Annotated in this window: 19 protein-coding genes; 12 read left to right on the top strand and 7 right to left on the bottom strand. The window is 56.2% G+C overall.

Annotated features, from left to right (window positions below; translation table 11 throughout):
* Nucleotides 1–24: 24 nt before the first annotated feature.
* The 6 genes from AC5S27_RS15595 to larE are packed head-to-tail and all read right to left on the bottom strand — an operon-like array spanning nt 25 to nt 6,018.
* Entirely contained in the window at nt 25–1,002 is a 978-nt protein-coding gene (locus AC5S27_RS15595) for a molybdopterin-dependent oxidoreductase (protein WP_493935492.1), read from the bottom strand.
* On the bottom strand, nt 999–1,766 hold the full coding sequence (locus tag AC5S27_RS15590) for a cytochrome b/b6 domain-containing protein (protein ID WP_493935491.1): 768 nt from the start codon (nt 1,764–1,766) through the stop codon (nt 999–1,001). Before AC5S27_RS15590 ends, AC5S27_RS15595 begins: the two co-directional genes overlap by 4 nt.
* Before the next feature lie 33 nt (nt 1,767–1,799).
* Complete coding sequence (locus AC5S27_RS15585; protein WP_493935490.1) at nt 1,800–2,918, bottom strand: SMP-30/gluconolactonase/LRE family protein; 1,119 nt, start codon at nt 2,916–2,918, stop codon at nt 1,800–1,802.
* A gap of 15 nt (nt 2,919–2,933) precedes the next feature.
* The gene (larB, locus tag AC5S27_RS15580) at nt 2,934–3,689 is read right to left on the bottom strand and encodes a nickel pincer cofactor biosynthesis protein LarB (protein ID WP_493935489.1); all 756 of its coding nucleotides are present in this window, start codon (nt 3,687–3,689) and stop codon (nt 2,934–2,936) included.
* On the bottom strand, nt 3,686–5,083 hold the full coding sequence (gene larC, locus AC5S27_RS15575) for a nickel pincer cofactor biosynthesis protein LarC (protein WP_493935488.1): 1,398 nt from the start codon (nt 5,081–5,083) through the stop codon (nt 3,686–3,688). The genes larB and larC overlap by 4 nt, the downstream gene beginning before the upstream one ends.
* Nucleotides 5,080–6,018 (bottom strand): ATP-dependent sacrificial sulfur transferase LarE, encoded by a 939-nt coding sequence (larE, locus tag AC5S27_RS15570; RefSeq protein WP_493935487.1) that lies wholly within the window; start codon nt 6,016–6,018, stop codon nt 5,080–5,082. The genes larC and larE overlap by 4 nt, the downstream gene beginning before the upstream one ends.
* 146 nt (nt 6,019–6,164) lie before the next feature.
* On the opposite strand from larE, the gene AC5S27_RS15565 reads away from it, so the two are divergent.
* From AC5S27_RS15565 to AC5S27_RS15520, 10 genes are all read left to right on the top strand, one after another.
* On the top strand, nt 6,165–6,962 hold the full coding sequence (locus AC5S27_RS15565) for a sulfite exporter TauE/SafE family protein (RefSeq protein ID WP_493935486.1): 798 nt from the start codon (nt 6,165–6,167) through the stop codon (nt 6,960–6,962).
* A 199-nt stretch (nt 6,963–7,161) separates the two neighbouring features.
* Nucleotides 7,162–7,839: a response regulator transcription factor gene (locus tag AC5S27_RS15560; protein WP_493935485.1), complete on the top strand. Its 678-nt coding sequence runs from the start codon at nt 7,162–7,164 to the stop codon at nt 7,837–7,839.
* On the top strand, nt 7,820–9,289 hold the full coding sequence (locus AC5S27_RS15555) for a sensor histidine kinase (protein ID WP_493935484.1): 1,470 nt from the start codon (nt 7,820–7,822) through the stop codon (nt 9,287–9,289). The genes AC5S27_RS15560 and AC5S27_RS15555 overlap by 20 nt, the downstream gene beginning before the upstream one ends.
* 84 nt (nt 9,290–9,373) lie before the next feature.
* Nucleotides 9,374–10,072, top strand: a complete 699-nt coding sequence (locus AC5S27_RS15550; RefSeq protein WP_493935483.1) for a VIT1/CCC1 transporter family protein — start codon at nt 9,374–9,376, stop codon at nt 10,070–10,072.
* A gap of 72 nt (nt 10,073–10,144) precedes the next feature.
* Nucleotides 10,145–12,031 (top strand): hypothetical protein, encoded by a 1,887-nt coding sequence (locus tag AC5S27_RS15545; RefSeq protein ID WP_493935482.1) that lies wholly within the window; start codon nt 10,145–10,147, stop codon nt 12,029–12,031.
* A 364-nt stretch (nt 12,032–12,395) separates the two neighbouring features.
* Nucleotides 12,396–13,478, top strand: a complete 1,083-nt coding sequence (locus AC5S27_RS15540) for a type III polyketide synthase (RefSeq protein ID WP_493935481.1) — start codon at nt 12,396–12,398, stop codon at nt 13,476–13,478.
* Nucleotides 13,468–14,193, top strand: a complete 726-nt coding sequence (locus AC5S27_RS15535; RefSeq protein ID WP_493935480.1) for a methyltransferase domain-containing protein — start codon at nt 13,468–13,470, stop codon at nt 14,191–14,193. The genes AC5S27_RS15540 and AC5S27_RS15535 overlap by 11 nt, the downstream gene beginning before the upstream one ends.
* A gap of 100 nt (nt 14,194–14,293) precedes the next feature.
* Nucleotides 14,294–14,929, top strand: a complete 636-nt coding sequence (locus AC5S27_RS15530) for a DUF2306 domain-containing protein (RefSeq protein WP_493935479.1) — start codon at nt 14,294–14,296, stop codon at nt 14,927–14,929.
* A 200-nt stretch (nt 14,930–15,129) separates the two neighbouring features.
* On the top strand, nt 15,130–16,260 hold the full coding sequence (locus AC5S27_RS15525; protein WP_493935478.1) for an NAD(P)/FAD-dependent oxidoreductase: 1,131 nt from the start codon (nt 15,130–15,132) through the stop codon (nt 16,258–16,260).
* Between the two features lie 55 nt (nt 16,261–16,315).
* Nucleotides 16,316–16,879 (top strand): YceI family protein, encoded by a 564-nt coding sequence (locus tag AC5S27_RS15520; RefSeq protein WP_493935477.1) that lies wholly within the window; start codon nt 16,316–16,318, stop codon nt 16,877–16,879.
* Nucleotides 16,880–17,526: 647 nt separating this feature from the next.
* Here AC5S27_RS15520 and AC5S27_RS15515 read toward each other — a convergent pair.
* Nucleotides 17,527–17,877, bottom strand: coding sequence for a hypothetical protein (locus AC5S27_RS15515; protein WP_493935476.1), 351 nt, complete (start codon nt 17,875–17,877; stop codon nt 17,527–17,529).
* Nucleotides 17,878–17,899: 22 nt separating this feature from the next.
* Between AC5S27_RS15515 and AC5S27_RS15510 the strand changes: the two genes are divergently transcribed.
* Nucleotides 17,900–19,543 (top strand): outer membrane beta-barrel protein, encoded by a 1,644-nt coding sequence (locus AC5S27_RS15510; RefSeq protein WP_493935475.1) that lies wholly within the window; start codon nt 17,900–17,902, stop codon nt 19,541–19,543.
* A 291-nt stretch (nt 19,544–19,834) separates the two neighbouring features.
* Entirely contained in the window at nt 19,835–20,914 is a 1,080-nt protein-coding gene (locus AC5S27_RS15505) for an efflux RND transporter periplasmic adaptor subunit (protein ID WP_493935474.1), read from the top strand.
* Nucleotides 20,915–20,955: the final 41 nt, after the last annotated feature.

The following is a 20,955-nucleotide window of genomic DNA, read 5'->3' as shown; positions in this document are numbered from 1 at the left end:
CAGCCTGGTTGAAAGGCGAAAATCTCAGAGTCCTGCGTACCAATCGTAACCGAGCTTGGTCCAGTAATCGTCCGGCTTGAGGTCGGTGTAGGCGATGAGGCCGATCCGTTTGATCTGCTTATAGCCATACTTGGTGGGTGCATGTAAACGAAGCGGCGCCCCGTGGCGCTGGGTGAGGGGTTTACCCGCCATTTCCGTGACGAGAAGCGTCTGCGGATGGCGGCACACCTGTAAGTCGTAACCAACGTAGTAGTCCCCGTTGGGAGTTTCCATGTAGACGTAGCGGGGAAGGCTGCCGTCCGGCTTTTTCGCTGGCGGATACGCATCGATAAAGTCCGCCATGCGAACGCCACCCCAGTGGATAATCTGGCTCCAACCCTCGATGCATTTGAACTCTGTCACCAACTCATGTCGCGGCAGCTTGAGGATATCGTCGATCGTCAAGAGCAGGCCCGGAGTGCCGGCGGCGAGGGTGGAGCGGCTCAGGCCAGCTTCTTCCAGACCGCGGTTGAGTTTTCCGGCGCGCTCTCGCAGGGGCTCGGTACTTCCGGATCCATGCTTTGAGTCAGGCTCCGCATCCGGATCGGGCGTATAGGCATACTCCCAGGAGGTCACATCGGAGACGTACCGTGGGGATTTCGTTTCGTGCTCACTACCCACCAGTTGCAGCCGCCATGAATCTGCGACGAGATCCTGCTTGATGCCGATGACGCCATTCGTGCGTGGTTTCTCTGCCAGGCTGACGGGATAGGTGGGCGCGAGGGCGCGCTCGTCAAAAATCATCTGCGAGAGTTTCGCATTCGCCTGGTAGGCACGGCGGCGCGGTAATGGTTGATCGCCGTCTGCAGTGCTGTAAAACACCCAGCGGCAGAATCCATACCCAGCGGCTGCGGCTAAAGCCGCGACAGCGAAACTCCTGCGCGTATATTTGCGGGACTTCGCAAGTACTTCTGCGTTACGTGCTTTGATCTCATTGAGCGATTTGTTTTCTGGATCATTCATCGCCAGCTGTTCCTCTCTGCATCAAGCGTCGGCTCGCTGGCAGTTCTGATCTCATAGCCGCTGACCATGCCGCGGAAGTTGTTCCATCCGGCGAAGGCTACCTGGAGGACATGGACGAGAAAAAATCCGCAAAAACCCATGGTCAGCCAGAAGTGCTCCCAGCGCGCCCATTCATACCCGCCGAGAAGTGTCGTCAGCGGATGAAGCTGTGTCGGTTTGTAAATGGCGAGTCCCGTCAATAGACTTCCCGCGCCCATTGCAATCACGATGCAGTAAGCGATCCTTTGTGCGCCGTTATATTTCTTCTGCGTCGGCCGCTGCTTGCGGAGATGCAGGGATACAAGGACTACCTGCACAGCTTCCTTCAAGCTTTCGCGGCGCGGAAGTAGGAACCGCCATTCCCCGGAGAGCAGCGTGTAAAGCACGTAGGCGATGCCGTTGATGGCGAAAATCCACATGAAGAAGAAGTGGTCGCCAAGGCCCTGGGTCACATGCCAGGGAATGTCCAGTTTTTTCCACACCGATTCGGGGAAGAGTTGGATCAGAGTGTGCGAGCCGAAACCGATGCGGTATACCGCGTGAGGATGCAAATGCGCGTTGTCCGTCGTGTTCCAGTAGATCCTTATTCCGCTCAAGATCATGATGAACAGAACCGGAAAATTGATCCAGTGCATCCAGCGGATCGCCAGCGGGTGTTTCAGTTCGAGCCGCAGTCTTGCTGCTGTGGCAGTATCGCGCGTCTTGACGAAATTTTGGATTGCCAAGCCAAACCTCACCTACGAAAAATCCTACACCTGTCAACGAATGTGCGGACGTGCCCCTGCCACCGCAAGGCGGATTCTGTAAATGTTAGGACCGGCTGTTATGTAGAGAGTCTTGTAGTCGTCATCGCCCCACGCCAGGTTTCCCACGATTCCGAGCTTGATTGTGCCGAGATGCTTAAGTTCCGGCGAAAATATCCAGACCCCGCCCGGCCCTGCACTGTAGATATTTCCCAATTGATCAACCTTCATGCCATCAGGAGCTCCCTTGTGAGCGTAGATACCCGCGTCGCCGAACCGCTTGCCTTCGGCGAGAGACCCATCGGGCCTGACGGTGTAACGCATCCAGTACATCTCTGGCTCGGAATTAGAGACATAGAGGTATTTCTCATCGGGAGAAAATGCAATGCCATTCGGTCGAGACAGATCTTTCACCAACAACTGCAGCCGGGCGCGGTCGGGTGTCGTGCCGGGTTTCTGCCGAAGGGCATACGGAATACGATAGACCCCATCGAACTGCAGTTCCTTCTCAGTATCCTTGTCGTTTTGTGTTTGTAGCCCATAGGGCGGATCGGTGAAATACAGTGAGCCATCTGACTTGTAGACGAGGTCGTTTGGGCTATTGAGCCGCTTGCCTTGGTACGAGTCCGCAAGTACTGTCTCTGGAGCATTGGGGGACATGCCCTCCAGTCTCCAAACATCGCGTTGTGCGTGGCCTGCGACGGTGAGACGGCCTGCTGCATCAAGCGTCATGGCATTGGAGCCAGGCTCCGGGCCGCCGTAAGGTTTGGATCCTTTGTAGCCGCTAGGTTGCATGAAGATGCTGGTACCGCTGCTTTGATTCCATGTGCGAATGCTGTTGCTGGGGATGTCTGCGAAGATCAGTTTGCCGGACGGCAACCAGAGCGGTCCCTCTGTCCACTTCAGGCCATTTACGATCTCAGATCCTTTTGCAGCGGGTGGAATTAATCGATCCAGCGACGGATCCAGGCGCTCCACATCGAGAGGCATCGCGGCTTCTGAGGACTGTCCAGATTGAGCCTGCACATTCACGCTCAGCCTGAAAGAGGTTGCGACCAACACTGAACAGCAGGTGATTGTGACGAAGCAAGCTAAAACATGAAATTTTCTAACTTGGATCACCAAAAACCTCACTCAATTGAATTGCCATCAGCTCTGGCGGGTACGATTGATCAGCGTGGCAATGTAGGCGGCGCCGAATCCATTGTCGATGTTGACAACGCTGACGTTTGGAGAACAGGAGTTGAGCATGCCGAGCAGGGCAGCTAAGCCGCCAAACGACGCCCCGTAGCCGATGCTGGTGGGCACAGCGATCACCGGCGCAGCGACCAGACCACCAACCACCGAGGGAAGCGCCCCCTCCATCCCAGCGCAGACGATGAGTACGGCTGCTTCCTGCAAGCGGGTGCGTTGCGCAAGCAGGCGATGCAGTCCAGCAACGCCGACGTCCGCGATGAGCTCGACTTTGTTTCCCATAAGCTCAGCTGTGACTTGCGCCTCCTGGGCAACGGGCAGATCGCTTGTACCGGCACAAACGACGGCAATGAAGCCAGTCTGAGGACGGGATTCGGTTTGCTGGAGGGTGATGCAACGGCTTAGTTCGTGATAGAGGGCGCGTGGCTCAACGGACTGAACGGCCTCGAATTGCTCTTGTGTACTGCGGGTCGAAAGTACATTGACGCCTGAAGCCGCCAGGCTGACAAAGATGCCTGCGACTTGCTCGGTGGTTTTTCCTTCTGCATAGATCACCTCCGGCATACCCGAGCGGATGGAGCGATGGTGATCGATTTTGGCATAGCCGAGATCTTCAAAGGGCAATGACTTGAGGCGGTCGCAGGCGTCATCCGGCATGACGTCGCCTGCCTGAACGGCCTGCATCAATTGGCGGAGTGCGTCGCGGTTCATCGTGGCGCTTCCTGGTTGTGATACGCGGACATGGCCGCCTGCATCACCTGCTTAAGTGGAAGCGAATGCTGCTCCGCAATGACTCTGCAGTCTTCGTACTCGGGCGCGGCATTGATGAGCTCACCATCGCGCGTGCCTAACTTGACCCGGATTTCCCCCCACTCCGTGTTTACCGTGACGACAGTGCGCGCGAGAGTGAATTTCTGTTCTTCTCGGTAGCGCAAGCCGAGTGTGGTGCTTTCAGCGAAAAGAATCTGCTGCAGAGCTTCAGCTCGAGAGGGGGTGCAGAGGATGGTAAGCAGGGTGCCGATGCGACCCTTCTTCATTTGCACCTGGGTGCGATGAACATCAGAAGCTCCGGCGGCGAGGAGTCGATCGGCCACGTAGGAGAGAAGCTCGGGAGTGGCATCGTCGATTGTTGTCTCGATGATGCCGATCTTATCGCCTGACGGCAACTGGCTTTGCTGAGCAAGGAGCGGCGTAGATTCGCCAACGACCAGACGCAGGACGTTTGGCTGGCCGGGAAGGTCGCGAGTGCCAGCACCGTAGCCAGTGGAGTGCATGCGCATCGCTGGGAAATTTCCGGAAGTCACTTCGAGTGCGCGGAGCAGTGCTGCTCCTGTGGGCGTCACGAGCTCCTTCTGCACTCCAGAGGAGTAGATAGGCAACTCGCGCAGCAGTTCGAGGGTTGCGGGCGCAGGAACGGGAAACTTCCCGTGGGCACAATGGACATGTCCGCCGCCGACATTGAGCGGAGAGCAAAACCATTGTTCTACCTGCAGCCAGTGGCAGCCTGCCACCGTGGCGACGATGTCTGCGATGGCATCGAGTGCGCCGACTTCATGGAAGTGGATTGTTTCAACGGGAACGTTGTGGATCTTGGCTTCGGCATTGCCCAGGAGTTGGAAAGCTGCAAGGGCGCGATCCTTCACGGGCTGAGGAAGAGATGAAGCGCCGATGATCTTCTGGATGGTTGAAAGCGACCTGCCATGGCTGTGGCTGTGCTCGTGATGGTCGTCGTGTCCATGGGTATGGTCATGGGAGTGACCGTCCTCGTGCCTGGCTTGGTGGCTGTGAGAGTGACCCGGTTCATCCGCGTGTTCGTGAGTGTGGTCATGCGGCTGGCCGTGCCCGTCATCGTCGGCGGTGGAATGAGTATGCTGCCCGGTATCCGGTGGTGTTTTGTCCGCAGCCTTTCCTTCGGCGGTGAGGACGTCAACTTTTGCGGAGTCGATGCCACTGCGATTGACGCGACGCATGTCCAGACGAAGACCCAGTCCTAGGGCGGAGACTGCATCCTGCAAGACGGGGAGGGGAACGCCGGCGTCCACCAAAGCACCGAGGAACATGTCGCCACTGATACCGGAGAAACAATCAAGATAGGCTATCTTCACCGTGCCGCCTCTTCTACAACGGGGTTGATAGCCGCTGGTTTCCAGCCAAGTTCAGAAGCGGGCAAGAACGAGCCGGGCAACAGGGCGTTCATTGAGCCGCTGCGGAAGCCCTCCAGGTCGAGAGTCACAAACTTGTAACCAAGGCGCTTGAATGCAGCGGTGATCTCGTCAAAGATTGACAGCGAAAAAGTTCGGTCAAGCTCCTCACGGGCGATCTCGATGCGAGCAATTTCGCCATGATGGCGTACGCGGAACTGGCAAAAGCCGAGGGTAGATAGGAACGCTTCGCCATCCTCGATGCGCTGCAATGTTTCTTGCGTTACCGGCAGGCCATAGGCGATGCGTGAAGAGAGACAGGCAGACGCGGGCCGGTCCCAAATAGAGAGGCCAGCTTCGCGTGCGAGTTGACGAACTTCGGCTTTTGAAAGTCCTGCGTCTGCGAGTGGGGCGAGGATATTGTGCTGGGCGGCGGCTTTCTGGCCGGGGCGAAAGTCACCGATGTCATCGAGGTTCATGCCGTAGGCGACGGCAGGGAATTCCTGGATGCTCGACATAACATCAAACAACTCGTCCTTGCAGTGGAAGCAGCGTGTGCTGTCGTTACGGACGTAGTCCGGATCAGCAAGTTCGTTGGTCTTAATGACGCGAAGTGGGATAGAACAGCTGGACGCAAAGGCAATCGCAGATCTGAGGTCGGCGCGCGCGAGGCTAGGGGAGTCGGCAATGACAGCCATCATCTGGTCCCCCAGGACAAGATGAGCCGCATAGGCCAGGTAGGCGGAGTCTGTACCGCCGGAATACGCGATCATCAAGGGTCCTGTACTGCACAGCCGTTCATAGAGCGCTTGACGCTTTTTGTCGAGTCCGGGGTTGGTTCCGGGTTCGAAAGTGAGAGTGGGACTTGCGTCGTCTAGCCCACGGGAGATCGTGTTCATGGTCACTCTGCCTCTTAGACATCTGAATTTTATGGTAACGCGCACGAGACGTGTGAAGCTGTAATAGCGGCCTTAAGTCCCAGGGCTACTCTGATCGGGATTCGTTTTGACGGCGTCATATTGGAAGCTGTTCCATCAGCTCTTCGATGATTTATGAATATAACGGAAGAATTGACGGTGCAATTGAGCGAGATAGAGGGTGGAAATTGACTTCGTTCGCATTTGTTGCGGCAATGGGATTCCTTCTCGGGATGCGGCACGCTACAGACGCCGATCACGTAATTGCGGTTTCGACCATCGTGAGCAGGGAGCGGGGACTTTTGCGCGCATCCCTGATCGGCGCAATCTGGGGCATCGGTCACACGCTCACGATTTTTGCGGTCGGAATTGCAATCATCATTTTTAAGATCGCAATCCCGACGCGGATAGGGCTTGGGATGGAATTCTTTGTCGGACTGATGCTGATCTTTCTAGGTGTGCTGAATTTGACCGGAGTTCTGCAGCGGCTGATGTCGAAAGCTGATCACTTGCACGATGCTGTTGGAATACATGCTGGAACGAATCAGAGGTTGGAATTGGAAGGTAGTAGTGGCCGGACGCAGATGGGAGTCTGGATGCTACTTCGTCCACTGTTTGTAGGTATCGCTCACGGACTTGCGGGATCCGCGGCGATCGCCCTGTTTGTTATGACGACGATTTCTCAGCCTCGTTGGGAGGTGCTCTATATCTTAATTTTTGGAGTGGGCACAATCGCCGGGATGGCGCTCATTACGACTTGCACTGCCCTACCGATGGCCTACGCGGCGCGCCGTTTTTCGGCGTGGAACCGTCGTCTCGTTTATGCCTCAGGTCTGTTAAGCGTGAGCTTTGGACTATTTGTGGCTTATCAAACTGGCGTTGTCGGTGGACTTTTCAGCGCACATCCTCACTGGATACCCCAGTAAGCGTTGGAATGGCACGACGAAATCGCAGGCCGCTAAGACAGCACAGCGCACTTTCATCTTATGTTGTGGCGAATAGCCTCGGTTAAGACTGATTACGATTTGGTCAGATTGGTCGAAAACGTTGGTTTTGCGTCACGATCCTGGATTTTGTCGTTCCGGACTCCTATGCGGGGGACCATCAGTTCGCTTACGATGCTCTATGCGATTGCTGTTGGTCGAGGACGAATTAGAGATTCAGAGCTTCGTGGAGCAGTCCTTGATCGACGCAGGATATGAGGTCCTCATCGCAAGTGACGCCAGGTCTGCTTTTGAGCTCGTAGACGCGAACCCATTCGACGGGCTCATCGTCGATCTGGGACTGCCGGATCTTGACGGGATCGACCTAATCCTTCAAATGCGCAAGTCAGGGGTCACCGCTCCTGTCCTTATCCTCTCCGCCCGACGTTCCGTTGACGAGCGTGTGAAAGGTCTGGAACTTGGCGGGGACGATTACCTGACCAAGCCATTCGCTGTCGCGGAACTGATCGCACGGATGCGAAATTTACTGCGCCGCAGTTCGTCGAAGGGCGAGGAAGTCAATCACATCCGCATCCACGACCTGGAACTCGACGTGGTGAGGCGGAGAGCCGTCCGAAGTGGCCACGTTCTCAACCTCACTCCGCAAGAGTTTCTGCTGCTCGAGTACCTGTGTCGAAATGCGGGACGAGTTGTAACGCGTTCCATGTTGTTGGCTGAGGTCTGGGGCATGCAGTTTCAACCAGATACGAATATGGTCGACGTTCACATCTATCGCCTTCGAGGAAAGATCGATTCTGAGGGTCGCGAGTCGCGTATCAGAACGTTACGAGGTGTCGGTTATGTCTTTGAAGCGAACTAGTCCGATTCTGCGAAGCGAAGCCTGGGGCATCTCTCTCTGGGCGACCCTGGCGTTTGCGATTGGAGCACTTTTCGTCTTCTGGATGCTTCACCGTTTCGTCGCCAGAGATATCCAGCAAAGGAGTGATGCCTGGCTCTCCGGAGAAGTGGAGGTGCTAGGCGACGTCGCTGGAAGGACTCCTAAAGATCGGCTCTACCAAGACATCGTTGGCGAAGTGGCCGAGCTTGCCAGCCGCGAAGTACCAAATCGAGAGCGATCGAGTACGAATGAGAGCGATGCCGTGTTCTTCTTGCAAATCGGCAATGACGGCCAGAAAAATCTATGGGTCGGTACAGGAGATCAAGCCCAAACTCTTGCCGCGATTCGCTCCACGAAGGCGGCCTCCGACGTTCCTTACGATCTGCATATCGATGGCTTTGCGGTTCCATTTCGGGTCGCCACCGTACAGATAAAGGATGGCAGCCATATTTTTCTGGGGTTGTCAGAAAGAGATGAGTTGCGTGTCTTAAGGAATCTGCGCGTGCGCTTTTTGACGCTCTGGCTGGTTATCGTTCTGCTCGGTTTTCTGCTCGTTTTCTATGCGACTGCGCGGATGCTTCGCCGTGTCGAAAGAATCGCTGAAACCGCATCTCGCATAGGTCAGTCCGATCTCAGCAGCAGGATCCCCAATCCCAGAGGAGAGGGCGAGATAGGCCGACTTGCCCGCACTCTCAATCAGATGCTCGACCGTGTTGAAAATACGGTTGGGCAACTTCACACCATCACAGACTCTCTCGCCCATGATCTGCGGAGCCCGCTTACGGCTATTCGCGGCAAGATGGAGGCGGCCCTATCGCCGAGCGCGAGAACAGACCCCACGGAGCGCATCGTATCGGCGATTGATGAATTGGATCGTCTGAGCAATTTTCTCAATACGACTCTCGATGTATCAGAGGCCAGGGCTGATGCGCTGAGGCTTTCGCGGACAGAGATCGACCTTGCGGAGCTGGTTCGCGCCATTGCGGACTTCTTTGAGCCGAGCATCAGCGAGAGGGGAATTGCCCTGCACATGCGCATTGCAGATCCGGTGGTTATCTCCGCGGATGCCGCGCTGCTTCATCGAGTAATTGCAAATCTGCTGGACAATGAGCTCAAGCACTTGCCTCCGTCGAGCACGGTCTGGTTATCCGTTCACTCGGACAATGACATGGCGCATCTTACGATCGAGGATGACGGTCCCGGATTCGATCCGAAAGTTGCACGACATCTCTTTGAGCCTAGGGCGAAGGGCCGCGAATCCCGCGGACATGGTCTCGGTCTGGCGTTCGTTCAGGCGGTCATACGAGTGCACGGAGGAAGTGTTTCAGCCGCAAACCGGGTTGGAAACGGTGCGAGGATTGTAATCGCCCTGCCCTTGCTTACCTTTCACAATCATGCGGTGGCGGAATCTGCGGCGCTCGTGAGTCGATAGTCGACACTTTAAACTTGCGTCCCCGATGACGCGGATGAAGATTTGATCAGCCAGTGAAGCTGCAACGTATGAGAAGGAGCAAGCATGGCTCGACGGCACCGGGAACACCATAAACAGGACCGGATTGGATGGCTTCGTGCGGCAGTGCTTGGCGCGAACGATGGCATCATTTCCGTTTCGAGCATCATGCTGGGAGTAGCTACGGCGAATGCGCTCCGCGCAAACGTCATTCTCTCCGGAATTGCCGGTCTTACTGCAGGAGCTATGTCGATGGCCGCGGGTGAGTATGTTTCCGTCTACTCCCAGGCCGATACCGAGACTGCAGAGGAATCGAGGGAGAAGTCGGAATTGGCCAGCGACCCGGCAGGAGAGACGGAGGAACTCGCCAACATTTATATGAAGCGAGGGCTGAACCGTGACCTGGCAGCGCAAGTTGCACGGGAACTTATGAGTCACGATGCGCTGGGAGCTCACATGAGAGATGAACTCGGAATCACCGAAACGAGCCTGGCTCAACCGCTCCAGGCGGCGCTCGCTTCGGCAGCGAGCTTCACGGCTGGTGCAGCTCTGCCGTTGGCGATAGCTCTGCTGGCACCGCAACTTCACGCAGTCTGGTTTATCAGTGTCGGATCGCTGGTATGCCTTGCGATCCTGGGGGCGGTCGCGGCTCAGGTCGGCGGTGCTCCGATCTGGAAAGGTTCCGCGCGAGTGGCATTCTGGGGCGCGTTCGCGATGGCGGTAACAGCTGCAATAGGTGCCGCGATCGGTAAAGTCGGACTCTAGTCCGATCAGAACTACGAGGTTAACTGACACTACCATCCTCTCAAATGCGACCCGCTCGATCGAAGAGGTACTATGACGAACACAAAAGTTTATCTCGGCATCGCGTTTCTCGTAACGTCAATTGCTGGTTGTGGCGGCGGCTCGGGTGGGGGATCAACTCCTCCGCCCGCCACCTACACGGTAGGCGGCTTCGTCAACGATCTGCTCAACTCGCCCGTGACCCTGGTGAATAACGGAAAAGACAAAGTCACTATCCCCACGTTTGGCTTCTTCACCTTTCCCACTCCTGTCAGCAGCGGTTCTACCTACAATGTCACTGTCGGTACTCAGCCCACCAACGGCCAAAACTGCATCGTCCAGAATCCCACGGGCCTTGTCACAGCCAACGTCACCAGCATCCTGGTTTTTTGCCTGAGTCCGTTCACTATTGGAGGCAATGTATACGGCCTGCAGGGCTCAGGTCTCGCCCTTCAGCTCAACGGCGCGGATACGCTGCCCATTTCCTCCAATGGCGCTTTTCAGTTCACCTCGACCATCAAGTACGGTTACTCGTACGTCGTCACCATTGCTACGCAACCCACAAACCCGGCACAGCGCTGCACCCTGACAGGCGATACGGGCACTCCTCAGAGCAATGTTGCAAACATTCTCGTGAGCTGCGGAAGCGCAGAAGCCAGGTGGACCTGGAGGGGTGGATCGCAACTGGCCGGTCTCACAGGCGTGTACGGTCAGCAAGGCGTAGCCTCGCCGAACAACAATCCGGGGGCGCGGGGAATTGGATCGAGCTGGACCGATCCAACCGGGAAATTCTGGCTTTTTGGCGGAACCATCGAAGTCGCTGCCGGCTCTCTCAACGATCTCTGGAGTTATTCGGGTGGCGAGTGGACATGGGTCAACGGCTCCAGTCTCGGCAACAATCCCGCCGGCATCTATGGAATTCTGGGCACTCCAGGTCCCACGAACGATCCCGGCGCGCGGAGCGACGCAGCCAGTTGGACCGACTCCGCAGGCAATCTCTGGCTCTTCGGCGGCTTCGGAACGGACACCAACGGGTACGCCCGGTTCAACGATCTGTGGCGTTTCGACGGTAAGCAATGGACCTGGATCAGCGGCTCCGACCAGCCCAATCAGCCACCGGTTTATGGAACTCTCGGCGTCGCCTCGGCTGCGAATGTTCCCGGCGCTCGCTCCGGATCCATGACATGGATCGACCATCAAAACAACCTCTGGCTTTTTGGCGGTAACGACGTCCTTACCTTCAGCAACGGCGGAAGCTCCCGCAACCAGAATGATCTCTGGGTGTTCAACGGCAAAGAATGGATCTGGGTCGGCGGACCCAATGATCCCTCTACCGCCGCCCCCGGTGTTTACGGAACTCTGGGTAAACCATCCGCTTCCAATGTCCCGGGTGCTCGCACCGATGGCAGCACCTGGACGGATGCCTCCGGCGCCTTCTGGCTCTTCGGCGGTCTCGGGCAGGACGCTGCAGGGACCTACGGCTACCTCAACGATCTTTGGCGTTACAAAGACGGCGAATGGACGTGGATGGGCGGACCCAATGTCGCAAACGATCTCGGTAGATACGGCACCATGGGCGTCGCTGATTCTGCCAACATTCCTCCCTCTCGCGAAGGCGCCTCTTCCTGGACCGATGCGTCCGGCAATTTCTGGCTGTTTGGCGGCGGCGGTAATGACCAGGCCGGAAGTAGTGGGAGTTTCAACGATCTATGGAAGTACAGCGCTGGCGAGTGGACCTATATGAGCGGCTCGGAACTCACGCGCCAACCCGCAAGCTATGGCCCACTTGGTGTAGCTTCCCCACAATCCCTGCCCGGCGGCTGCCCAGGTCCGATGCAGTGGATCGACAAGTCCGGAAGACTCTGGGTCTATTGCCTCAACGACAATACGCAGAGCGGTCAGATCACAAACGCCAACGATCTCTGGAGCTATCAACCCTAGACTCAGTTGAGCGATTTTGCGGAGGTTATTTTAAGGATGTCAGGCTATCGGATTTAACGTTCCGATTGGCGTCGAATGTTGGTTCAGGAGAAAGCTCGTAGCTGTCGCTGTTGCCTCACAGTTCCGAAATCTGGGATGTAAAGGGCCGAAGTTCACGGTGTGCGTATACGATTATGCTTTCCATGAACAAATTGTCATCCTATTACTGTCCTGTCGAGTGCTATCAAAAGACCGAAGGGCTCGTCTCAACGAGTAGCTGTTTTACTGAAATGGCGTCGCCCGTCCCTTCCGCGAGTCGACTGTATCAGGAACCATTGCGTTTATTGAGTCAGCTTCACTCCGAACACTCTACATTGCATCCAATATGGCTGAGGGCCTATTTCGTTTGACTACGGCTTACCTGAACCGCATCGCAACTGCCGTACCAGAGCACGATGTGCACGACACTTTCGTCATCTTCGCGGAGCAGATGCTCGCCGACCCGCGTTTGCGCAGCGTCTTCCGTCGCATGGCGAGCCGCGCCAACATTGCGCATCGCTACTCCTTCCTCGATGCGAAAAACGGGTCCGGCACATTCTCGACAAACGACGCGCATGACTTTTATCAGTCCGGCAACTTCCCTAGTACGGCGCGACGAATGAAGCTGTTTGAACAGAGCGCTCCAGTGCTGATGCGGAAGGCCGTAGACCGGCTCGCGCTGAGTGAAGGGGAACGCACGGGTATATCACACGTCCTGGTAACCTGCTGCACGGGGCTCTATGCGCCGGGGCTGGACTTTGAGATCGTCGACCACCTTGGGCTTTCGCCAGACGTGGAGCGCACGATGGTCGGATTCATGGGATGCTATGCCGCCATCAATGCGCTCAAGTTGGCGCGGCACATTGTGCGTTCCGATCCGAAGGCCGGTGTGCTCATGTTGAATCTTGAGCTGTGTACGCTCCATTTCCAGGAGACGCAGGATCTGGAGCAGGTGCTTTCGTTTCTTGTCTTTGCAGACGGCGCAGCGGCGAGTCTGATTACTGCGGATGAGCACGGCCTCGCGCTGGACAGTTTCAAAGCGGTCTCAGTGCCAGAAACCCGCGGACTGATTACCTGGAAGATTGGCGGGCTGGGCTTTGATATGCAGCTCTCCGGACAGGTGCCCGGAGAGCTGAGCCGTTCGCTGCATGAGGGAGAACTGAGAACGAAGCGTGATGAGATCGACCTATGGGCGGTCCATCCGGGCGGACGGTCCATCCTGGACGCAGTCGAAAAGGCGCTGGAACTGCCGGAGGACGCGCTGGCGGCTTCGCGCGAAGTGTTGTCGAGCTTTGGCAATATGTCTTCAGCAACGGTCATGTTTGTGTTGCAGCGAATCATGGAGCAGGCGCGCCCTGGGCAGCGCGGGTGTGCGATGTCGTTTGGGCCGGGGCTGACAGCGGAGACAATGCTCTTTCATGCCGTCTAGTTCAAGAATCGACTTCAGTCAGCGGGTTTCACCGCGCGAGTTGCCGGAGCTGATGGATGGCGACTGCAGCTATGACGATTTCCGTAAGTGCCTGCGCAGTCTGCAGCAGGTCAACCGCTGGCTTCGTGGCTACCGGCCGACGCTGGCATGGCTAACCCGGTTGCCGCGCGGGCTACGTGAACCGATTCATATTGTCGACGTAGGCAGTGGCGGCGGCGACCTTCTGCGCCAGATAGCAACTTGGGCACGACGGCGTGGGATTGCCGTGCAATTGACCGGCATTGACATGAACCCCTATGCGGCGCGTGCCGCAGCGGAGTTTACACCAAAGGAAATCGGAATCACGTTTGTGACCGAGGATGCTCTGGAATACCGGACGGAGAAACCGATCGATATTGTCGTGAGCTCGCTCATGGCGCATCATCTGGAGGACGAACAAATCGTCGCCCTACTGCGGTGGATGGAAGCGACCGCACGGGTAGGATGGTTCATCAACGATCTGGAGCGGTCGGAGCGGAGTAGCCGGCTGTTTGGGGTGTTGAGTGGGATCGTGCGATGGCACCCGTTTGTACGGCATGATGGGCCTGTGTCGTTCCGGCGTGCTTTCCGCAAAGGGGATTGGGTACGGCTGCTCGCTACGGCTGAGATCCCGCAAGAAGCAGTAACGGTGGAGCCTTGGCGACCTGGACGGCTGTGCGTGGGGCGGTGGAGGTGAAGCCGATGATTCTGAGGTATCTCGTCGTGAGACTAAAGGACAGCAAGACTATCGCGCATGCGGCGCCCCTCATGCTGTCCAAGCATTTGAGAGGAGGATTATGCCAACTTCCACGCTGCTAGCGCCGCGCTCCTCCCCCTCCAGGTTTAAGACGATTCTTTGGACCTCGCTGGGTCTCACCGTACTCTTCGTCTTCATTACCTCGGAAGTTCTCCTCATCACCGACTATCCGATGTACCATACCTATCGTCTACAGGTCATCGCCGACCGCAATCTCCTCATCCCTCACACGCTTGCCGGAACATTGGCCCTGCTGATCGGCCCCATCCAATTCTCCTCGCGGATCCGCCAGCGGTATCTCCAACTCCACCGGATCCTCGGCCGGATTTACGTCGTCTCGGTGTTCGTTGGTTCGTTCACGGGGATCGCTCTCGCTGCCGGCCGTCCGGGTCTTCCTGGAACTTCCATGCAGGCAGCAGCCTGGATGGTTTGCACGACTGCCGCCTTTATCACCGCGCGCAACCGCCAAATTACCCAGCACCGCCAATGGATGGCCCGCTCTTACGCCGTTACTTTCACCTTTGTTTCCAGCCGTGTTCTCAACCTCGTACCTGCATACTGGAGCCATCTAGGAGACGTGTTATCAGCAGTCGGCGTGATTGCCTTCACGCTTGCCTCGCTGCTGATCGTCGATCTCGGCCTCAACTGGCACGAGCTCACCACCCGTCGTGACTGATTTGTTTGCCAGTGACGCATGCAATTGTCGCTACTGCGTCTTGAAGAAAGTCAGCGACATTCATCATGAACCAACTTCTTGCCTGCTCTAAGATGACGATTCGTACAGAATGTTTCGCCAAACTGCTTTCCGAACGTCTACTAAACACATGCATTCCCGCTACAACTTGATTGATCGTCCGGTGAATTAGGAGCAATACATTGCAAGACGAGATTTTGATCCTCGGTGGTGGAGTGGCAGGGTGTGCCGCTTCGATCGCACTCGCCCGCAAGGGAAGAAGCGTCACGTTGATTGAGCGCGAACTCACACCGCGCCATAAAGTCTGCGGAGAATTCTTGAGCGGTGAGGCCCTGGAAGACCTGCACGCGCTCGGCATCGATGTCGCCTCGCTCGGCGCCGTGCCTATCCATAACGTGCGCCTCGCCGCTGCCCGGCGTGCCGCGGAAGCTCCCTTGCCATTTCCCGCAGCCTCGCTCACGCGCAAGGCGCTGGATACGGCGCTGATCGCAGAGGCCATCGCCGCAGGGGTCCGTGTGGAGCGCGGCCGCAGCGTGCAGGCGCTCGCGCGTACAGCTGGCAATCATTGGCGGGTTACGCTGGACGACGGCACCACCCGCGAAGCTCCCACAGCCTTTCTGGCAACTGGCAAGCACGATCTTCGCGGCCACGCACGTCCGCAAGACCCGCAGCGATGGGTGGCCTTCAAGATGTATTTTCGTCTCGCACCACGGCAGACCGCTGAGCTCTCGCGGGCTTCGGAGCTAATGCTATATCCCGGGGGCTACGGTGGTATCCAACCAGTGGAAGGTGGCCTGGCGAATCTGTGCTGCGTGGTGCAACAGCGGTACCTGCCAAGGGGAGGGAATCGCTGGGAAAATTTCCTCACCAAGATGCAGCAGGACTGTCCACATCTCGCGATGAGGCTTGCCGGGGCCGAACCGGTCCTCGACAAGCCGATCGCCATCACCCATATTCCGTATGGATACGTCCGCCGCACAACGGCTGAAGGTCTTTATTGCATCGGCGATCAAGCTGCTGTGATTCCCTCGTTCACGGGCGATGGTATCTCGATCGCGCTGCATACCGCCCGTTGTGCCTCCGCTGCTTATCTGGCAGCCGAGCCGGCTCAGGTCTTCCAAGCAAAACTTCGTTCCGCATTGCTGGCCCAGATGCGTCTTGCCGAGATCGCCGCTGATGGCCTGAATAACTCACTCGCGCGCGCCATTTTGCCGTTTTGCCTCAGGGTCTGGCCGGGCGTGATGCGCGTGACGGCAAGGCTGACACGCGTAGCCCAGAACGCAACAGTGACTCCGCAAACAGCCACAAGCTGAAATCAAGCCACGCCGCAGCAACTCTCTTTCGCCCAAGCCCTCCAGGGGAGATGGAATGAAATCCTTCGCAGCATTTGCCTTCGCGGTCCTCTTTGTTCCAGCCGCAATCGCCCAGCATCAAATATTTGCTGTCAACACCGACGCCAGCGAAGTCAATATGACGCTCAACACCACTCACGAAGTCGTGAACGGCGCGTTTCACATTCAAACTGGATCGATTGAATTTGATCGCAGCAACCCGAGAATGTCGGGTTCGATCGTCGTCGTTGCTGGTAGTGGGAAAACCGGTAACGACAGCCGAGACAAGAAAATGTACAAGGACATCCTCAAGGTGGATCAATACACCACCGTCTCCTTTGTACCCAAGACTTATACCGGAAAAATTATTCCCTCTGGGGACTCAACAATTCAAGTAAGTGGAGTATTCACCCTGCTCGGCATGCCTCACGACCTGACGATTCCGATGCAGATTCACCTGGACGGCTCAAAGGCAATAGCGAAAGCTCAGTTCGTTATCCCTTATGTTCAGTGGGGCCTCAAGAACCCGAGCTTCTTGTTTTGGAAAGCTGAGAATGACGTAGTGATTAATCTCAAGCTCGTGGGCCAGGTATCTAATTAGCTTTTTTGATCTGTTGCTGCAATGCTACATGATCTTTCTGATCTAAATGAAGCACACCTTTTTGAAGTCGATTGAATTTATAGCTCGCTACCTATGATTGAGTTTCTTATCTAAGTATAGGTTTATTTGGTTTGGCCGGCTTGGTCTGCGTCATCCTGATAGTGCGGTGGTCTCTTATCGTGCACGAAGTCACCAATCGTTCTTAGTTCAGTTCGGTGATTCGCCGGTTTGGATGGCATTGAACGTCGGGCATATTCATTGGTACTGGAATGATGATCCGGCCCGAAGTCCAGAAGGTTGAACTTCCGCGTCAAAGTGGCGGATCCCAGCGGCGCAATTTGGCGAAGTAGGCTGGGCAGAGTTTATAAGCAAGTTGTAAAACTACAAAAACTTTACTGTATTACCATGGAATCCTTATCCTCCATTCCATTACATTTCAGGAACCGTACAGTCCTAACTCGGTTCCTGGCGCGGTGGGCCTCGACCCATATCGCTACGGGCATTTTCTGGCTGTAGGAATAAAACCTTGCCTTATGAAACCCTTACTCGGGTTTTATATGTCCCCTGTGAATACCCGGAATCGTTTCGATACAGTCAGAGGTCAGTGATATCCGTTTGGCGGGATTAAATACGACCAAGCGGTCGAGTCAATCTGAATCATCATTTCGAGTGAGAGGCCTAATGAACATAAAAGTTTGGACAACGAGTGCGTTCTTAGTTGCATGCGCCAGCTTTTCAGTCTTCGCGGTTTCTGGAGTTGCGCAAAGCGAGGTCACGAAGGTAGAGAGACCGGTCTTGGCAAGTCTTCTTCCACTTCCTGTTGATGGGCCTTCCGGCTCAACTACGAAGGATTCCACGAACAAAGAGTCGGCAACTAAAGATTCCAGCACGAAGGATTCAGCTGCGTCGTCTGCAGCAAAGAGTCCTGATTCCTCAACCGGTAGTCCAGCTGTTCCTTCTGCGTCCGCAGCCACTCCAGTACCGATTAAAGCCGACATGATCGTCAAGGAACTAGCAGAAATGAAGGCTCGAATTGCGCAACTCGAAGCTGAGTTGAAGGAAAGCAAAGCTGGGGAAGATTCGAAGGCGGCGGATAAGGACGCAACTGCACTGCGGGCTGCGGAAGCTGAGTCCGTGGCTGCAGCCGGGAGCAGCTCATCCACCGCCGGAATTCAAGACGCGGCGGCTCCCGCGCCGCCTGCAACGCCTGAGATCAGCGCGCAAACAACTACGAAGGGAGAGCCTTTCCCTGGCGACTGGACATGGCTCAACAGCAATGGCCACGCGTCCGATAGTCCGATGGCCACCAAATACTTCACCCCCGAGTTTCGCGCGGATGCAAACTACATCCTCGACTACAACCATCCGAAAGACGATACGATGGGCGGCGCGACGGAGAGCTTTCGTTCAGACGAATGGCAACTTGAGCAGATCAGCATCGGCGGCGACATTCACATCCAGAATGTGCGCGGACGCATCCTGACGATGAATGGCCTGTTTGCAACTACCACTCCCCGCAACGACGCCAGCTACAGTCGTGGTCAGTGGGATCTTTCAGGCGCTTACAAGTATGTCTCTGAGGCGTGGGGGGGATATCATTGGGACGTATCGAACGGCTTGAACGTGGATGCTGGCATCTTCGTCTCTTACATCGGTTTGTTCAGCTATTACAACGCAGATAACTGGACATACCAGCCGTCATTCGTATCATCGAACACACCGTGGTTCTTCAATGGACTCAGGATTCAATACTTCCCAACAAAGAAGCTAAAGATTGAGCCTTGGATCATCAATGGGTGGCAGTCTTACGCGCGTGCGAACGGCAAGCCTGGCCTCGGCGGACAGATTCTCTGGCGCCCCACAAACTACCTTGACTTCGTCTTCAACAACTACGGTCTCGGTGAAGATGCAGTAGGATTCCCCGGTCGCTCGCGCGTTCACGCTGACTACAGCGCGCAGGTCAAGTTCTATGACAAACCGGCCAATTTTCTCGACAAGATGGCCTTCACAATAACTGGAGACGCGGGTTGCGAGTATGGCGGTGGTCCATCAAGCGGCCCTTACAACACAAAGGGTCTATCTCCTGAGAACGGGTCGAGTTCCACTTACTCTGGCGGCGTGAATTGCCACAACAGCAGGAATGGCCGGCCCAAGCAGATGTTCATCGGCACTATGGCATATGCTCGCGCATGGTTCCAAAAAGATGTGTACGCTGTGACTCTCGGCGGCGGATTAATGAACAACCCCGGACGCTACCTTACGCTGTTGCCTCCGATCAACGGCGCAACGGCAACGTCGGGCACGCCGTATTTTACTGAGAATGGCGGAGACCGTTCGCAGATGAAGGATGGCACCATCACCTTTGACTACATGCCAAGCCAGTTCATTACCTTCCGGCTCGAAGAGGGCTATCGGTACTCCGACGTTCCTTATTGGTCAGGTCGTGGTGGCATCACACCGCCCGGTGGTAACAACGGTTCACCGTCGCAGTATGCCTGCGCGAATGGCGCTGCCTCCGGCTTCGGATACGGCAATCTAGCTTCGGCTGAGAGCGCCTGCTATACGTTGGGGAACGGAACGGGGCCCGATGCCAGTTCAGTCTGGTTCCCCGATCTGCGGACCAACCAGACGAATACAACCGTTGCGATCATGGTCCGGTTCTAGACGACAGAACAGTGCAGTCGCGCACGTCAAATCTGACGTGCGCGGTCGCTCCATGAGCAGCAATTGGACCCGCGTAACCCCGGTACTGACCACATCTCAGGAATTCTCTACTGGCATGACCGTCTCAAGCACCGTACAGGTGCTACTCAAGAAGTGCGGCCCCAAAAGGGTGGAGTTAATGAAATGGAATCGGCGAGCATAAAGCTTGGGCGAAACAGACGGAATTGCTTGTCCAACGGCGTGACACTCCGATTGGCAGTATCGATCATGTCTCTGGGAAGCGTACTTGCGTTGAGCAGCTGTAAGAAGGATGCTGCGGACCCAGCGGCGGAAGCTCCTCCGCAAGGCACGGGGATCATCAAAGACTTTGATGTCGTCTCCTTTTCCGTTGACCATCCCGAACAGTTCCCCCTGGTTACGGCTGTGGAGCATCGGGCGCCTGCCTCCCTTGCCGTAACTGGGACGGTAAATCCAGATATCGAGCGGACGGTTCCTGTTATTTCGCTAGCCTCCGGCCGGGTTGTTGGGCTGTTCGCCAAACTGGGCGATACGGTAAAGAAGGGACAGCTTCTTTTGAAAGTGAGAAGCGACGATATTTCGGGGGCATTCGCCAACTATCAGATGGCGGTGGCGGACGAAGTACTCGCAAAGGCTCAATTGGAGCGCACCAGAGATATCTATGAGCATGGCGGCATGGCTCTCAATGATCTACAGGTGGCGCAGGATACTGAAGATAAGGCAAGAGTCACTGTCAATACAGCGGAAGAACACCTGCATCTGCTCGGCAGTACTACGGATCATCCGAGCGGTATCGTCGATATCACTGCTCCGGTGTCTGGGGTCATCACCGACCAGGAAGTGACCAACGCCGCCGGTGTACAGAGCCTGGGAACGAGTCCCTTTACGATCTCCGATCTCTCCATTGTGTGGATCGTATGCGATGTCTACGAAAACGATCTGGGCAGTGTGCATATCGGCGATCCGGCGGATATTGTCTTGAATGCCTATCCCGTCAGGGTGCTGAAAGGAAGAGTGAGCAATATCCTACCCGTACTCGATCCCAACATTCGTACCGGTAAGGTGCGAATTGAAGTAGCCAATCCTGGAGTGATGAAAGTGGGAATGTTTGTGACCGCTACCTTCCGGGGTCAGAAGGATGAGGTCTATACGGCTGTTCCCGCTCCAGCGATTCTTCATCTTCACGATCGCGACTACGTGTACGTGCCTGCGCCTGACAAGAAGTTCAGGCGGATCGAAGTGGTGAGTGGAGAAACGCTGCCGAACAATATGCAGGAGATTAAGTCGGGAATCAAACCTGGTCAGCAGATGGTCTCAAATGCTTTGGTGATGCAGAACACTGTGGAGCAGTGATGCCTCAGCAACGGCCAGATCGGTAAGAGCGCCCGTACCTC

The sequence above is a fragment of the Acidicapsa borealis genome, from assembly GCF_059115245.1.
This window is presented reverse-complemented; position numbering and strand designations above follow the sequence as displayed.